This is a genomic window from Micromonospora sp. WMMD1128, assembly GCF_027497235.1.
GTDB lineage: Bacteria > Actinomycetota > Actinomycetes > Mycobacteriales > Micromonosporaceae > Micromonospora.
In genome coordinates, this window is record NZ_CP114902.1 from 1,996,830 (window position 1) to 2,011,267 (window position 14,438).

Consider the following 14,438-nt stretch of genomic DNA (forward strand, 5'->3'; position numbering starts at 1 on the left):
CGGAGGTTGATGGTCGGGCGCGCAAGACGGACGTCCTCATCCGAGGTCGACCAGTTCGTCGTAGCCGACGAAGTCGGGAGTCATGCCGCTGGCCACCAACTCCCACATCATCTCGTCGGTGCCGGCGCCGATACGGCCCAGCCTGGTGTCCCGCCACATCCGGCTGAGCGGGGTCTCGTCCTCGAGGTAACCGGCGCCGCCGAACAGGTGCATGCACTCGCTCATCGCCTCTTCCGCGAAACGGGTGGCGGTGACCTTGAGCGCGGCGGTCTCCCGGGGGCCACAGGCGCCGGTGACGGATACGCCCTGCGCCGCCGAGTAGACGGCGAACCGCAACGACAGCAGCCGAGCGGACAGGTCGGCCAGCCGCAGCCGGAGCGCCTGGTGCTGGAGCAACGGCCGGCCGAACTGTTCCCGCCGGTGCAGGTGTGCGGCGGCGAGGCCGGTGGCCGCGGCGACCGCGCCGACGGTCTGCCCGGCGATGGACAGCCGTTCGTGGCTCAGCCCCCAGGTCGCCACGAGGAGACCCGCGCCGGGCCGACCGACGAGTGCCTCGTCCGGCACCACGGCGTCGATCGTCATCCAGGTGGTGTCGAGTGCCGCCGTGCCGACCTTGCGCAGCCGTTTGCGGACCGACAACGCCGAGGCGGGTACGGCGAACACACCGAGGCCGCCGTCGGCCTCGCCACTGTCGTTCTCGATCCGGCACAGCAGCAGCGCGAAGTCGCACACCAGGCCCAGCGACAGGTACCTCTTCTCGCCTGTCACCCGCCAGCCGCCGCCGGGCACCCGCCGGGCGGCGGTGCGCATGCCGGTGAGGTCGGAACCGCCGGTCGGCTCGGAGGCCCCGAAGCACCCGATCAGCCTCCCGTCGAGGAGCCCGTCGAGATATTCCTGCAACAGCGGTGAGTCGCCGTAGCGCACGAGGATCGAACCGACCGTCTCCAGGCAGAGACTCACACCGACCGACAGGCCCGCATGACCGTACCGGCCGCTCTCCTCCGCGATGAGCACGCCGAGACCGGTGTCGCCGAACGGGCCCGGGTGCCAGCGTTGCCGCAACAACCGACTGCGCCCGAGGTCGGCGAGCACCTCGCGGGGAAACACGCCGCGCTCGTCGGCCGCCGCGTGCGGGGCGAAAGCGGCGCCGATCGACTCCGCGACCCGGGCCCGGGCGGCGTCCACGCGCGGGCCGAAGGGACCATCCGCGAACAGCGGCCGGTTCGGCGCCTCGCCGGTCGGGGCGATGGCGGCGGGGGCGCTAGCGTACGACTGGCTCACGGCCTGCCTCCCGGTTCTGCTCGTCGGTGTCGGTGTCGGTGTCGGTGTGGCTGGGCGTCGGCGGGTCGCCGAGCCACTCTCCGGTCAACTGCCCGGCCAGGTGGCGGCGCCACAGCAGGCGCCGGCGGGGCTTGCCGCTGGAGGTCAGGGGGATGGTGCCGCGCCTGGCCCGCAGGATCAGCACCCGGACGGCGGACCCGGTGAACGCGCGGACCGCCTCGACGACCACGTCGAGGTGGTCACCCAGATCCCGCTCCACCACCACCAGCAACGTCGGCCGGCCGTCGACGATGCCGCCGGCCACGACGAGGTGGCGGGGCGCGATTCCGGTACGGGCGCGCAGGTCCAGCTCCACGTCCTCGACGAAGATGCTGCGCCCGCGGAGTTTGACGCTGTCCCCGAGGCGGCCGACCACGTACAGGTCGCCGTCGTGGAAGAAGCCGGCGTCGCCCGTGCGTAGCCACCCGCCGACCAGCCGGGCGCCGTCCCGTGACGTGGCGTCGGCGTAGCCGGCGGTTATCGACGGTCCCCGTACGGAGATCTCCCCGAACACACCGTCCGGTTGGGGCCGCCCGTCCTCGTCGACCACGTCCACCCGCAGCCCGTCGAGCGGGCGACCGCAGCTCACCTGCCAGGCCCACGGCTCGGACACCAGGTCGGTGGTGAGGACCGCCTTCCCGGTCACCTCGACCTTGTCGTCCAGGTTCCGGCCCGGAGCGTTGGTGCGGACCATCCGCACCGGCTCGTGTCGGGACACGCCGGTGACCGCGAGGGTACCTTCGGCGAGCCCGTAGGCGGGGGTCAGCGCGCGGCTGTCGAAGCCGTGCGGTTGCAGCAGCGCGGCGAATCGCGCCAGCGCCGCCGGGTTGATCCGTTCGGCCCCGCTGACCACCGACGTGACGCCGGAGAAGTCGAGCCCGACCAGATCGTCCGGGGTGACCCGGTCGACGACCCGCTCGAAGCCGAAGTTCGGCATGAAGATCTGGGCGTACCGGCCGCTGCCGTACTCGGCGAGCCAGCCCCGGGTGTCGCGGACGAACTGCTGGGGCCGCATCATCGCGTGTTCCGTCTGCAGGGTCACAAGCGTCAGCAGCCCGCCGACGAGACCCATGTCGTGATAGAGCGGCAGCCAGGAGACCCCGCCGCGGTCCGTGATGCCCAGCCAGCGTTGGATCATCCGGAGGTTCGCGGCCAGGTTGTCGACGGTGATCCGTACGCCCTGCGGGCGTCCCAGCGAGCCCGAGGTGAACTGCAGGACGGCCAGTTCGCCGTGCGCACGCGGCACCGCCCCGGCGTCGCCGTAGGCCGGCGCCAGCACGGTGGTCTGCTGGCCGGCCTGGCGCACGCCGGCCAGCAACACGTCGCGGTGGTCGTCCGACGCGATCGCGAACCGGGGTCGTACCGCGGCGGCGATCGCCCGCAGTTGCGTCTCGTAGCCCGTCGTGTCCTGGAGCGCGGCGGGTAGCGGCAGCACCGACGGGGTGGCGCCGATGGCGAGGAGTCCGAAGAAGCAGGCGACGAAGTCCGGGCCGGACGGCAGCACCAGCGGCACCACCTCGTCGCGGCGTACCCCGGCGTCGGCCAGGGCGGCGCCGGCGCGCAACGCGCGTTCGGCCAGATCCTCGTAGGTGTGGCGCGACCAGTCCGGTCCCTCCACGTGGAACCGCACGCCGCGCTCGGTCGACGGAGCGTCTAGCCAGCCGAGAAGCAGGTCCCGGCTGACGGCAAGGCTGCTCATCTGGGTTCGTCCTTTCCAACGGTCGGGCCGGTGTCAGGGGTCATGGCCGACGCGTCAGACGCATCGACAGCCGTCGACCTGGGCGAAGGGTGGCGCTGGCCAGTGGGCGGGGCAGCCCGGCGGTCAGCTCCAGCCGGTAGCGTTGGGTCATCATCGCGAGCACCAGCACCGCCTCCAGTTGCGCGAAGCCGGCGCCGATGCAGGCGCGCCGGCCGCCGCCGAACGGGATGTGGGCGTAGCGGTCGCGGTCGGCCTCGGAGTGGAAGCGGGTGGGGTCGTAGCGCTCGGGGTCGGGCCAGACGGCCGGGTTGCGGTGCACCAGGTACGCGGGCACCGCGACGGTGCTGCCCACCGGGATCGGTATCCCCTCGATGACGTCGGACCGCACGGCTTCCCGCTCGATGGTCCACACCGGTGGGTACAACCGCCACGCCTCGTTCACGACGGCGGTGGTCCAACTGAGCTTCTCGACGTCGGCGGCCTGTGGCTCGCGGCCGGCAAGGACCGCGTCCACCTCCTGTTCCAGGCGGTCCCGGACGGCCGGGTGGGCCGACAGCAGCGCCAGGCACCAGCTGAGCGTCGTCGCCGTCGTCTCGTGCCCGGCCAGCATGAACGTGGTCACCTCGTCGCGGATCTCCGCATCGGTCAGCCGCGCCCGACCCTCGTCCCGCGCGGTGAGCAGGTGGTCCAGCAGGTCGGCCGGTCCGTCGACGGTGGGCGTCGCCCGCCGCTCGGCGATGAGCTGGCGCACCGGCCGGTCGATCGCGGCGAGCGGTCCGCCGAAGCGTCCGCTGGCCGCCTGGATCGCCCGGGTGCTGCGCGGCCCCCAGAGGAACGGCAGGTAGGTGCCGATCGCGACAGCGGGCAGCAGGAACGTGAGGGCGTGGGCGATCTGGCCGGTGCGGCCGGTCATGTCGGTGCTGAACAGGACGCGCCCGACGATGTCCAGGGCCAGCGCGCTCATCTCTCCGGACACTTCGACCCGGGTGCCGTCGCGATGTCGATCCCAGGAGTCCAGCTTCCGCCGGGTCGCGTCGACGATCTGTGGTGCGAAGCCCGCGACGTTACGGCTGGTGAACACCGGTTGCAGCAGGCGGCGATGGCGGCGCCAGGTCTCGCCTTCACCGGACAGCAGCCCGGTGCCGAGCACCGCCCGCATCGACCGGTAGGTGAAGGCCTTGACGTAGTTGTCCTGACGGCGCGCCAGGACGTGCTCGGCATGTCGGGGACCGCTCAGGACGAAGAGCCGGTGCCCCGGATAGAGGGGCAGTTCCACGGCATCGCCGTACCTGGCCAACGACCGCAACGTCGCCAGCGGCCGGAAGACGAGCCCGGTCACCGTTGCCGGCACGGCGGCGGCACTCGGGCCGCGGGCGCCCACCGGGGCGCTCATCGCAGAGCCCTGGCGTAGCAGACGGTCTGCGGATCATCGCGGTAGACCCCGTAGTTCGGGATCCGGGTGTATCCGGCCCGCTCGAAGAACCTCATCGCGGTGACCTGTTTGACGCCGGCGTCGAGGATCGCCCGCCGTCGTCCCGCGCGAATCGCCGCGCTCTCCACCGCGGTGAGGATGCGGTGGGCGGCGCCGAGCATCTGCAGGCCGGCCAGCTCCTCGACGACGTATGCGCGCTTGAGTTCGGCGTCGCCGTCCTGGAAGCCCCATCCGCCGGCGTCCTTCGCGCGCCACCCACCACAGGCCACCGGACGGCCGTCGAGGTAGCCGACCAGGAAGAGACCGCGCGGTGGCCGGTATTCACCGGGATCCCCGTGCCGGGGGTCCTCCTCGCCGTAGACCGCCAGGTAGTGGCGTTGCAGCAAGGACACCAGCGCGACGGCGTCGGGATGGTCGTAGGCTACGGCACGAAGCTCCATGGCGGTCACGTCGCTCATCGATCGATTGGCGGTCATCGGATGATCCGGGAACGGGTGTCGGCGGTGGCGTAGATCCGGCGGAGGTCCCGGATCAGATTCAGCCGCTTGAGCCAGCGGTCGGTGCCGTCATAGCGGGCCCGGAACGGCGCCCGGCCGTGCACGACCTGGTAGTTGTCGATGAACAGCAGGTCGCCGGGGGCCAGCGCGACGGACTCGGTCGCGGCGCGCAGCTGCTCGTCCAGGTCCGCCATCGCCGCGGCTGCCTCGTCGTCGCCGTCGGAGACCGCGGTGAAGTCCACGTCGAACCGCAGATACGGGTGCTCCGGAGGGCCGAAGATGATCGGGTCGAGCCCGGTGCCGTCTGGGGCGGCGCGAAGACGTTCGGCGCAGGCGCCGGCCACGTGTGCGTCGTCCGGCAGGAACCGGAACCGGGAATCCTGAAGGATCTTCTGGAGTTTGTCGGGAAGACCGAGGGACCCGATCCGGACGAACGTCGTCCGTACGGCGTCCGGGTTGCGCAGGCACAGCAGGGAGACGTAGTCACCGCGGCACGGATGGAACCCGTCCTCGGTGTGCAGCGACAGCGGTGCCGCACTGCACGCGCTCGTCAGCGACTGTTCCATCGCCGGGGACGGACAGACATCGTGGACGAGCCGCCCGCCCTGCTGCGCCGCCCAGCCGAACGGCTCGCCGAGCGGCAGGCCGCACAGCACCAGCAACAGCTCTTCCCGTCGACCGACGCCGGCTGCGGCCGCCGTCCAGTCGAGCGGCGTCGGCGGAAGGGCCTGGAGCGGAAGCCCGGATATCACGGACACGGGCACCTCGTCCGCGCGAACCTGCCCCAGGAATTCCCGCACCCGCTCCGGCAGCCGCACGGCGTACGCGGGCGCCTGCTCGGCGAAGCTGAGCGGATCCGCCGACCGGTCGGTGGCGGTGAACGCGTCGACGAGCCGGCCGAGCGCGTCGCGCTCCACCTCCGTCAGCTGGAGCCGTCGTACCGTCGGGGCCTCGACTGCCGATGAGGTGTTCACCGCGCACCCACCGGCGTCGCTTCCAGGCTGGCCCGCAGGGCCTTCTTGTCCGGCTTGCCCGCGGCGGTGAGCGGTATGTCGTCGACGAACGTGACCGCCGCCGGCGCACGGAGCGCGCCGAGTTGGTCCGCGACGAGGGCGCGCAGGTGCTCCGCGTCGACAAGCTCCGCCCGGTTTCCCGGTCCCGCCGGACGGTCCGGCGCGCGTACGACGAACGCGTGGATCGCCTCACCCGTCTCCTCGCTGGGGACGCCGACCACGGCCGCCTGCCGCACCTGCGGGTGACCGGTCAGGGCGGCCTCGACAGGCGCCGCGTGACAGTTCCGGCCATTGACAATGATCATGTCTCGCAGCCGGCCGACCAGGTAGAGGTAACCGTCGTCGTCGAGGTAGCCGAGGTCCCCGGTGTGCAGTCGGCCGTCCCGGACGACCTGGGCGGTCAGCTCCGGCTGCCGCCAGTACCCGGTCATCACCGACGCCGAGCGTACGCAGACCTCGCCCACCTCACCCGGCGCCCGTTCACGCCCCTGCTCGTCCAGAATGGAGATCGTGCAGCCGGGCACCGGGCGGCCGACCGAAGCCAGCAGCTGTGGCCGGTCGATGACCGCCGCCAGGTGATCCTCGGGCGTCAGGATGGTGACCGAGGTGACCTCGGTCTGCGCGTAGCCCTGCAGGAAGATCGGACCGAGCCGCTCGATCGCCTGGCGCAGCCGGCGGGGCGCGACGGGTGAGCTGCCGTACACGACCAGGGCGAGGTGACCGCCGGGTTCGGTGGGCGCGGCGGGATGGTCGAGCAGCTGGTAGAGCTGCGGCGGGTACAGGAAGGTGGCGACCGGACCCGACCGCCGCACGGCGGCCCAGAACGTGCCCGCGTCGAACACCTCGTGCAACTCCACCGCGATGCCGAGGACGAGCATCTGCACGGCGAGATCACCGACCGCGTAGGCGATGGAGGTGGCGGCGATGAACCGGAGTCCGTCCGGCAGCGGGAGGCCGGCCGCCGTGCGGGCGCTGGCCTCGGACGCCGCCGCGAGGGCCGCGAAGGTGCACGCCACCCCCTTGGGGGTGCCGGTCGTCCCGCCGGTGTAGCAGATGCCGGCGATGTCGTCCTCCTCGGCCGCGACGGCGATCGGCGTCGCCGGCTGCGCCGCCGCCAGCGCCAGGAGGTCGGTCGTCGCCGCGGCCGGACCGAGCGCGAGCACGCGGCGTACCCCGGCGCGTGCCGCGACCAGCGGAACGGGCTGGTCCGGCGGGGTGCCCCGGGGATCGAACACGACGACGGTCGGGTCGGCGTCGACGAGAATGTGCGCGAGATCCTCGGTCAGGGCGTTGAGCTGGACGGCGACGTACCGGGCGCCGAGCACATGGCACGCGAACCGAAGGTACAGCGCCTCCGGGGTGTTGGTGACGAGGCAGACGACGCCGCTGCCGCGCTCCACGCCCTGTGTCCGCAGCGCCCGGGCCAGCCGGTAGGTGGCGGTCAGCAGCTCGCGATATCCGATGTCGCGGTCCGCCGATACCAACGCGGTCCGGTCGCCGTACCGGTCGAACGCGTCGACCGTGCCCGTCACGTAGCGCGCCGCGTGGCCCTCGCGGGCGAACTCCGGCGTCGGCGCTGGCGCCGATGTGGGCTCAACTGTGGACATCGATCATCCTCCCTACTAGTCGGTGGCAGAGCGCGCGGAAGCCGGCCGGGGACATGCCGATCCGGCCGCCGTGGTAGAGCCGCACGAGGCCGTGTATCAGGGCCCCGAAGGCCAGTGCCAGCTCCAGGAGATCGTCGCCGTCACCGCTGAAACCCTGGTTCCGCAGCGCGTCGGCGACCAGGGACAGGGACGGCGAGCCGCCGTCGCGGAAGTCGTCGGGGAACCGACGTGCGCCCTCGCGCGGATCGGTGAAGACGAAGTCGTACAGCCTCGGTTGGCCGAGGGCGAAGTCGAGGTGGTCGTCAAGATGGTCGGCGATGACGTTGCCCGGACCCGGTTGGCGGTCGGCCCACCGCTTCGAGATGTCGGCGAACGTCTCGTCGGCGACGCGCCGCAGCAACGCCTCCCGGTTGGCGTAGTGACGGTAGATCGCCATCGGGGTGATTCCGGCTGCGGCGGCCACCCGGCGCATGGTCACCGCGGTGGGCCCCTCGGCGATGACGATGTCGCGGGCAATGCCTACCAGTCGGTCGGCGGTCGTTCCCATGTCTACACCGTAGACATGGGGCTGAGCACGGAGCAGAGGCCAACCGGCCGCCCGAATGGCTACCCCCGTGCGGGTCGGGCCGGTCGGCACGGGGGGCCGTAGCGCGTGGTGTCCGTCGCGCCTACCGGTCGGGGTGTTCGAGCGAGCGCCGGAGGCGGCCGTACAACTCGGTGTGTCGGTCGTCCAGCGGTGAGTCCGGCTCGGCCTCGTGGCCGGCGCGGGCCCGGCGTAGTAGTAGTGAGCCGATCATTTCGGCTTCGCGTTCTTCGGCGGCGGCGTAGTTGCTGCGGCCGAGGCTGCGTTGGACCAGTTGTGGGTCGAGGTCGGGTAGGAGGAGGCGGGAGGCGTCGGGGTCGAGGATGGCGGTGGCGTGGTGGCCGGCGAGGAGGTGGCCGAGTTCGTGTCCGATGATGAGGAGTTGGTGCAGGGGTGAGGTGTCCTGTTCGTAGAAGATGGCGTCGAAGTCCCCGGTCGGTACGTACATGCCGCAGACGGTGAGGGCGGGGAGCCGGATGGGCATCAGGTGGATGGGCCGGCCGCGTCGTTGGCCGAGCAGGTCGCACAGTCGCTGGATGTCGAATGGTCGTGGTATTTCCACTTCGGCGGCGATCTGTTCGCAGCGTTTGCGTAGTCGGTGTAACTTCACGTCAACGTTCCCCCACTCGTCGGCGTACTGCCACACAAGGATCATCGTGGTTGATCGCAACCGTTCGGCTCGGCGGCGGCACTCGTTCCGGGGGCCCGGGCGACGGCTCGTAGTCGGGCGACCATCTGTTCGACGAGGTGGGTGTCTCCTGCGGAGAGGCCGTTGTCGGCGAGGACCTGGCGCAGCGCGACCTGTTTGACGTCCATTCGGCGTAGTTCGCGGAGCAGGGTGATCTGTTCCTGGATTCGTCGGGCCGCCGCGTCGTCGACGAAGTAGCCGGAGCTGACGCCGAAGGCGGAGGCGAGGGCGCGTACGTGGGAGGTGCGGGGGTCGCGTGCCACGCCGCGGCGTAGTTCTCCGATGTAGGCGGCGCTGATGGAGACGCCGGTCTCGGCGGCAGTGGCGTTGATCTTGTCGGCGATCTCCTTGTTGGTGTAGCGGCGGCCGGGTTCGTCGGACTCGCCGAGTTCCTCAGGTGTCGGGCGGATCCGGTCGAACAGGTACTCCAGCCGGGCGGCCAGGGTGTCGAGGGATGGCAGCTCCTGCTCCGCGCGCCGATCGTCGACCATGAATTCCAACCCTCCAGCGACTAAACAACAGTGTCGCAGATACCAGCGCTGACGAAACAGATGTTGACACATGCGTCGAGCGGGAGCGTATGCTCCCTCCTGTTTGGGTGACGGAGATCGGGCGCGGGTGCGGTGCGAAAAAGGCGTCCACATCCGCGCTGTGGGCGCGGTCTCGGCCGCCCGGACAGGGGGATGTCAGTTCGGCGACGTGCGTTTTCGTGCGGGGGCACGACAACGCACGACCGCCACAACCGCGGGCGGCCGGCCCTGGGTCGAGGTGTGGGGCGACACACTCGGCGGCCGGCGCCGGCGGGCGCTGACGGCTTGACCTCGGTCGTGGTGCCGTCCGAGGGGAGATTGAATCCTGGGGGATGTGAAGAGGATGCTCGACACAGCGCGGATGCTGGTCACCGGAGGCGCCGGATTCATCGGCGCCAACTTCGTCCAGCACACGCTCCGCAACCATCCGACGTACGACATCACTGTGCTCGACGCGCTCACCTACGCCGGCGACCGACGGGCCCTGGAGCCGGTCGCCGACCGGGTGCGGTTCGTCCACGGCGACATCTGCGACACCGAACTGGTCGACCGGCTGGTCGCCGAGTGCGACGTGGTGGTGCACTTCGCCGCCGAGTCCCACGTCGACAACTCGCTGCACGATCCCGCCCCGTTCGTACGGACCAACGTGACGGGCACGTTCACGTTGCTCGAGGCGGTGCGGCGGCACGACCGCCGGTTCCACCACGTCTCCACCGACGAGGTGTTCGGCGACCTCGCCCTGGACGCGGAGCAGAAGTTCACCGAGGAGACCCGCTACGACCCGTCGAGCCCCTACTCGGCCACGAAGGCGGCCTCGGACATGCTGGTCCGCGCGTGGGTCCGCTCGTACGGCGTCCGGGCCACGCTGTCGAACTGCGCCAACAACTACGGCCCCTACCAGCACGTGGAGAAGTTCATTCCGCGGCAGGTGACGAATCTCCTGGTCGGTGCCCGTCCGAAGCTCTACGGCGCCGGGCTCAACGTGCGGGAGTGGACCCACGTCGAGGACCACAACGACGCGGTGCACGCCATTCTCGAGCGCGGTCGCATCGGCGAGACCTATCTCATCGGGTCCGGTGACGAGCGCAGCAACAGGGAGATCCTCGAACTCGTCCTCGAGGTGATGGGCCAGCCGCGCGACGCGTACGAGCACGTCTCCGACCGGCCGGGCCACGATCTGCGGTACGCCAACGACAGCACCAAGTTGCGCACCGAGCTGGGGTGGCGGCCGAGCTACGTCGAGCTGCGGGCCGGCCTGGCCGACACCGTCGACTGGTACCGGGCCAACGAGTGGTGGTGGAAGCCGCACAAGGAGCGCACCGAGGCGCGTTACCGAAGCCTGGGACGCTGACCGCCGCCACCGCTCGCCGACACCGACACCGACAGCCACCGTTCACGAGCCTGTCTGCATTCCGCGTGGTATGCGTCTCCCGCCGACAGAGATACGGGGTTTCGACCAAGTGGGAAAGGCATTGCAGGTCACCCTGCTCGGACCCGTCTCGGCCGTCGTCGACGGCGCCGGCTCCGACCTCGGATCGCCGCGCCAGCGCGCGTTGTTCGCGACGCTCGCCGCCCGCCCCAACCAGCGGGTCCGACGCGACGACCTGATCGACGGGGTGTGGGGCCTCGACGCGCCGCTCACGGTCACCAACAGCATCTACACCTACGTCAACCGGCTGCGCCGACTCCTCGAACCGCACCGCCCGCACCGCGCGCCGTCGCAGGTGCTGCTCTCCGAGGGGTCCAGTTACGTGCTGCGCCTGGACCCGACCCAGGTCGACTCCTGCTCGTTCATCCAGCACGTCGAGCGGGCCCGGCAGTTACGCGCGGCCGGCGACGCGGACCGGGCCGTCACGGAGCTGTCCCAGGGCCTGGCCCTGTGGCGCGGGGTCGCCCTCGACGGCACCCACGGCCCGTTCGTCGAGGCCGAACGCGCCCGGCTCGACGAGCTGCGGCTGGCCGTGCTCGAGGACCGGGCCGAGATGCTGCTGGAGCTGGGGCGGCAGATGGAGGCGGTCGGTGAACTGGTCCCGCTGGTCCGCCTGCACCCGCTGCGGGAGCGCCTGCGGCACCTGCTCGTGCTCAGCTACGCCCGGCTCGGCAGCCGGGCCGAGGCCCTCGCCGAGATCCGGGACCTGCGCGAGACGTTGAGCACCGAGCTGGGCCTCGACCCGCCGGCGGCGATGCGGCGTCTCCAGGAGCAGATCCTGCGCGGTGAGGTCCACGCCACCGATGCCGGTGGCTCCGGGCCGGCCTCCGACGCGGACACCGGTCGGCCCGGCCACGTCGGGTCGGGCTCGCCGGCGCCGCCCGCGCGGCCGTCGGCGGGCACTCCCGCGGCGCTGCCGATGAACCCCGCCCAACTGCCGCGCGACGTCCCGGGCTTCCTCGGCCGGCACTGCGAGATCGCCGGCCTCTACAAGTCGGTGTGCGAGGCGGAGGCGGAGGGCGCGCCACCGGTGATCCTCATCGGCGGCCCACCCGGCGTCGGCAAGTCGACCCTGGCGGTCCACTTCGCCCACCAGATCGCCGACCGGTACCCCGACGGGCAGCTCCACCTCGACCTGCGCGGCTTCGCTCGCGAGCCCGAGCCGATGTCGTCGGCGGAGGCGCTCGGTCACCTGCTGGCCGGGCTCGGCGTCGAGCCCGACCTGCCCTCGGACGTGGACCGGCGGGCCGGCCTCTACCGCAGCCTGATGGCCGGTCGGCGGATGATCCTGCTGATCGACAACGCACGCTGGATCGAGCAGGTCCGGCCGCTGCTACCGCCCAGCCGGTCCTGCCTGGTGCTGGTGACCAGCCGCAACCGGCTGTCCGGGCTGACCGCCCGGGACGGCGCCCGCCGGGTGAACCTCGACCCCATGTGCGACGACGACCTGCTCGGCCTCATCCGCTGCGTCATCGGCGGCGGGACGGTCGAGGACCGGTCGGTGCTGCGCACGGTGGTGGCCGCCTGCGGTCGACTGCCGCTGGCGGTGCGGATCGCCGCCGAGCGGATCAGCACCGCCCGGCTGCCGGCCGAGGCGTTCGCCGAGGCCAGCACGCCCGGTGAGCTGCTGGACGTGCTGGAGACGCCGGGCGACCCCCAGTCGTGCATGCGGGAGGTGCTGCACTGGTCGTACCGGGCGCTGTCCGCCGAGGCCGCCGCGATGTTCGACGCGCTGGGACGCCACGGGGGGTCGGCCTTCGACCTCGAGACGGCCGCCGCGCTGTCCCGCACCTCCGTCCGACAGGCGTGGTGGGCCGTCGGCGCCCTCGTCGACAGCAACCTGGTCGAGCAGCGGGACTGGGACCGCTACGAGATCAACCCGCTGATCCACGCGTACGCGGTGGAGCGCGCCGGCGCCGACCAGGGCTGACCGGGCCCGGCGCCGCCGTCCGGGGCGCCGGCCGGCGGCCTCACCCGTGTGGCCGCGGTGACCCGACGGCGGGGACGACGATGCCGGTCGCGAGGACGGAGTCCGTCGCCCGCCAGCGGCCGGCGAGTCCCACCATCGGCCGGGAACCGACCCGGGCCCCGTCGACGAGCAGCCGGGCGGTGAACCCGCCGTCGGCGCGTAGCGCCACCTCGGCCTGGGCGAAGTCGAGCCCGCGGCCGGTCAGCGGGAACCAGACCTTGTAGATCGCCTCCTTGGCGCTGAACAGCAACCGGTCCCAGTGCACGGCCGGGGTGGTGACCGGCAGCCGGCGGATCGCCGCCCGTTCCGACGGCAGCGAGATCGCCTCCAGCATGTCGTAGGGCAGGACCTGGTTCGGCTCGGCGTCGATGCCCACCGCGGCGACCTCGCTGTCCAGCGCCACCGCGCAGGCACGGTGGCCCCGGCAGTGGGTGATGCTGCCCACGACGCCCGGCGGCCATGTCGGCGCGCCGTCCGGGCCCGGCAGCACCGGCACCGGGGAGATGCCGAGCCGGGCCAGGGCCCGCCGCGCGCACACCCGTACCGTGGTGAACTCCTCCCGGCGCCGCCGCACGACGTTGCGGATCACCGCCTGCTCCTGCGGGAACAGCGGGACGTCGACGATGTCCTGCGACGTCTCCTCGACCACGCAGATCCCGGCCGGCAGCAGGCTCGCGACCAGCCCCGGCCCGGCGGCGGACCGACCGGCGCCGGGAACTTCCCCGTTCGCGTGCATCCCCGGGCCGGGCCGCTCACTCACCGAGCGTCCAGTGCAGCGCCGCCATGGCGCTGTGCAGCTTGTGTCGGGCCTGCTCGAACGCCAGGCTGGCCGGACCGTCGAGGACCTCGGCGGCGACCTCCTCGCCCCGGTGCGCCGGCAGGTCGTGCAGGAACACCGCGTCGGGGAAGCGCGCCATCAGCGCCGCGTCCACGGCGAACGGCGCGAACACGCGACGCCACTGCGGGTCCGGCTTCGTGGTGCCGGTCGTCTGCCACCGGGTGGTGTAGACCACGTCGGCCCCCGCCGGCAGCGCCGCCATGTCGTGCCGCTGCCGGATCCGTCCCCCGGACCGGGCGCCGAGCGCCCGCGCCTCGTCGACGAGCGCGGGCGGCAGGCCGTACCCCGGCGGGGTACGCAGCTCCAGGTCGAGCCCGAGCCGGGGCAGGGCGAGCGCCAGCGCGGACGCCGTGTTGTTGCCCTCACCGACGTAGAGCACCCGCAGCCCGGTCAGGTCGCCGAAGCGCGCCCGCATCGTGCTGAGGTCGGCCAACGCCTGGGTGGGGTGCTCCTGCGCGCTCATCGCGTTGATCACCGTGCCGAGGTGCCGGGACAGGGTACGCAGCTCGGCCTCCGGGCCGGCGGTGCGCGCCACCACCGCGTCGAGCATCCCGCCCAGCACCCGCGCGGTGTCGGCCATCGTCTCGCCGGTGTTGAGCTGGAGGTCACCCGGCCCGTACGTGACCACCTGCGCGCCCAGCCGCAGGGCGCCCGCCGTGAACGCCGTGCGGGTGCGGGTGGACGTCTTGGTGAACAGCACACCGACGACCCGCCCGCGCAACGCCCCGGTCGGATCCCGACGACCGGTGGCGAAGTCGACGCTGCGCCGTACCAGCTCGGCGAGCTGCTCGTCGGTCAGGTCCCGCAGCGAGATCAGGTGGCGCCCGCGCACG

Annotated in this window: 13 protein-coding genes; 2 read left to right on the top strand and 11 right to left on the bottom strand. The window is 72.1% G+C overall.

The features are described from left to right. Window positions 1-36 precede the first annotated feature (36 nt). The 9 genes from O7602_RS09420 to O7602_RS09460 all read right to left on the bottom strand — a co-directional run bounded on the left by O7602_RS09420 (window position 37) and on the right by O7602_RS09460 (window position 9,330). Complete coding sequence (locus O7602_RS09420) at window positions 37-1,281, bottom strand: acyl-CoA dehydrogenase family protein (protein WP_281587931.1); 1,245 nt, start codon at window positions 1,279-1,281, stop codon at window positions 37-39. Beyond that, the gene (locus tag O7602_RS09425; RefSeq protein WP_281587933.1) at window positions 1,262-3,019 is read right to left on the bottom strand and encodes an AMP-binding protein; all 1,758 of its coding nucleotides are present in this window, start codon (window positions 3,017-3,019) and stop codon (window positions 1,262-1,264) included. Before O7602_RS09425 ends, O7602_RS09420 begins: the two co-directional genes overlap by 20 nt. Window positions 3,020-3,059: 40 nt before the next feature. Next, the gene (locus O7602_RS09430; protein WP_281587935.1) at window positions 3,060-4,412 is read right to left on the bottom strand and encodes a cytochrome P450; all 1,353 of its coding nucleotides are present in this window, start codon (window positions 4,410-4,412) and stop codon (window positions 3,060-3,062) included. Next, window positions 4,409-4,909, bottom strand: coding sequence for a GNAT family N-acetyltransferase (locus O7602_RS09435; RefSeq protein ID WP_281587937.1), 501 nt, complete (start codon window positions 4,907-4,909; stop codon window positions 4,409-4,411). Before O7602_RS09435 ends, O7602_RS09430 begins: the two co-directional genes overlap by 4 nt. A gap of 14 nt (window positions 4,910-4,923) precedes the next feature. Then, window positions 4,924-5,922, bottom strand: coding sequence for a TauD/TfdA family dioxygenase (locus tag O7602_RS09440; RefSeq protein WP_281587939.1), 999 nt, complete (start codon window positions 5,920-5,922; stop codon window positions 4,924-4,926). Then, on the bottom strand, window positions 5,919-7,568 hold the full coding sequence (locus tag O7602_RS09445) for an AMP-binding protein (protein WP_281587941.1): 1,650 nt from the start codon (window positions 7,566-7,568) through the stop codon (window positions 5,919-5,921). Before O7602_RS09445 ends, O7602_RS09440 begins: the two co-directional genes overlap by 4 nt. Then, window positions 7,555-8,115 carry a TetR/AcrR family transcriptional regulator gene (locus tag O7602_RS09450; protein WP_281587943.1) on the bottom strand — a complete coding sequence of 187 codons (561 nt, stop codon included), beginning with the start codon at window positions 8,113-8,115 and terminating at the stop codon, window positions 7,555-7,557. The genes O7602_RS09445 and O7602_RS09450 overlap by 14 nt, the downstream gene beginning before the upstream one ends. A gap of 121 nt (window positions 8,116-8,236) precedes the next feature. Continuing rightward, a complete protein-coding gene (locus O7602_RS09455) occupies window positions 8,237-8,635 on the bottom strand; it encodes an ImmA/IrrE family metallo-endopeptidase (protein WP_281587945.1) in 399 nt (132 codons plus the stop codon). 167 nt (window positions 8,636-8,802) lie between these two features. Continuing rightward, window positions 8,803-9,330, bottom strand: a complete 528-nt coding sequence (locus tag O7602_RS09460; RefSeq protein WP_281587946.1) for a hypothetical protein — start codon at window positions 9,328-9,330, stop codon at window positions 8,803-8,805. A gap of 400 nt (window positions 9,331-9,730) precedes the next feature. Here O7602_RS09460 and rfbB point away from each other — a divergent pair, with 400 nt between their 5' ends. Together rfbB and O7602_RS09470 are read left to right on the top strand one after the other, a co-directional pair. Then, window positions 9,731-10,720, top strand: coding sequence for a dTDP-glucose 4,6-dehydratase (gene rfbB, locus O7602_RS09465; RefSeq protein WP_281590229.1), 990 nt, complete (start codon window positions 9,731-9,733; stop codon window positions 10,718-10,720). Window positions 10,721-10,829: 109 nt separating this feature from the next. After that, window positions 10,830-12,728 carry a BTAD domain-containing putative transcriptional regulator gene (locus O7602_RS09470; RefSeq protein WP_281587948.1) on the top strand — a complete coding sequence of 633 codons (1,899 nt, stop codon included), beginning with the start codon at window positions 10,830-10,832 and terminating at the stop codon, window positions 12,726-12,728. A 40-nt stretch (window positions 12,729-12,768) separates the two neighbouring features. Here O7602_RS09470 and O7602_RS09475 read toward each other — a convergent pair whose 3' ends face one another. Together O7602_RS09475 and O7602_RS09480 are read right to left on the bottom strand one after the other, a co-directional pair. Beyond that, the gene (locus tag O7602_RS09475; protein WP_281587950.1) at window positions 12,769-13,527 is read right to left on the bottom strand and encodes a 4'-phosphopantetheinyl transferase superfamily protein; all 759 of its coding nucleotides are present in this window, start codon (window positions 13,525-13,527) and stop codon (window positions 12,769-12,771) included. After that, window positions 13,520-14,437, bottom strand: a complete 918-nt coding sequence (locus tag O7602_RS09480; protein WP_281590231.1) for an ornithine carbamoyltransferase — start codon at window positions 14,435-14,437, stop codon at window positions 13,520-13,522. Before O7602_RS09480 ends, O7602_RS09475 begins: the two co-directional genes overlap by 8 nt. Between the last annotated feature and the right edge of the window lies 1 nt (window position 14,438).

Bases quoted from the DNA above. Each gene is read 5' to 3' on its own strand.
- rfbB (WP_281590229.1), top strand. From the start codon at position 9,731: ATGCTGGTCACCGGAGGCGCCGGATTCATCGGCGCCAACTTCGTCCAG.
- O7602_RS09430 (WP_281587935.1), bottom strand. From the start codon at position 4,412: ATGAGCGCCCCGGTGGGCGCCCGCGGCCCGAGTGCCGCCGCCGTGCCG.
- O7602_RS09455 (WP_281587945.1), bottom strand. From the start codon at position 8,635: ATGCCCATCCGGCTCCCCGCCCTCACCGTCTGCGGCATGTACGTACCG.
- O7602_RS09425 (WP_281587933.1), bottom strand. From the start codon at position 3,019: ATGAGCAGCCTTGCCGTCAGCCGGGACCTGCTTCTCGGCTGGCTAGAC.
- O7602_RS09445 (WP_281587941.1), bottom strand. From the start codon at position 7,568: ATGTCCACAGTTGAGCCCACATCGGCGCCAGCGCCGACGCCGGAGTTC.
- O7602_RS09450 (WP_281587943.1), bottom strand. From the start codon at position 8,115: ATGGGAACGACCGCCGACCGACTGGTAGGCATTGCCCGCGACATCGTC.
- O7602_RS09435 (WP_281587937.1), bottom strand. From the start codon at position 4,909: ATGAGCGACGTGACCGCCATGGAGCTTCGTGCCGTAGCCTACGACCAT.
- O7602_RS09460 (WP_281587946.1), bottom strand. From the start codon at position 9,330: ATGGTCGACGATCGGCGCGCGGAGCAGGAGCTGCCATCCCTCGACACC.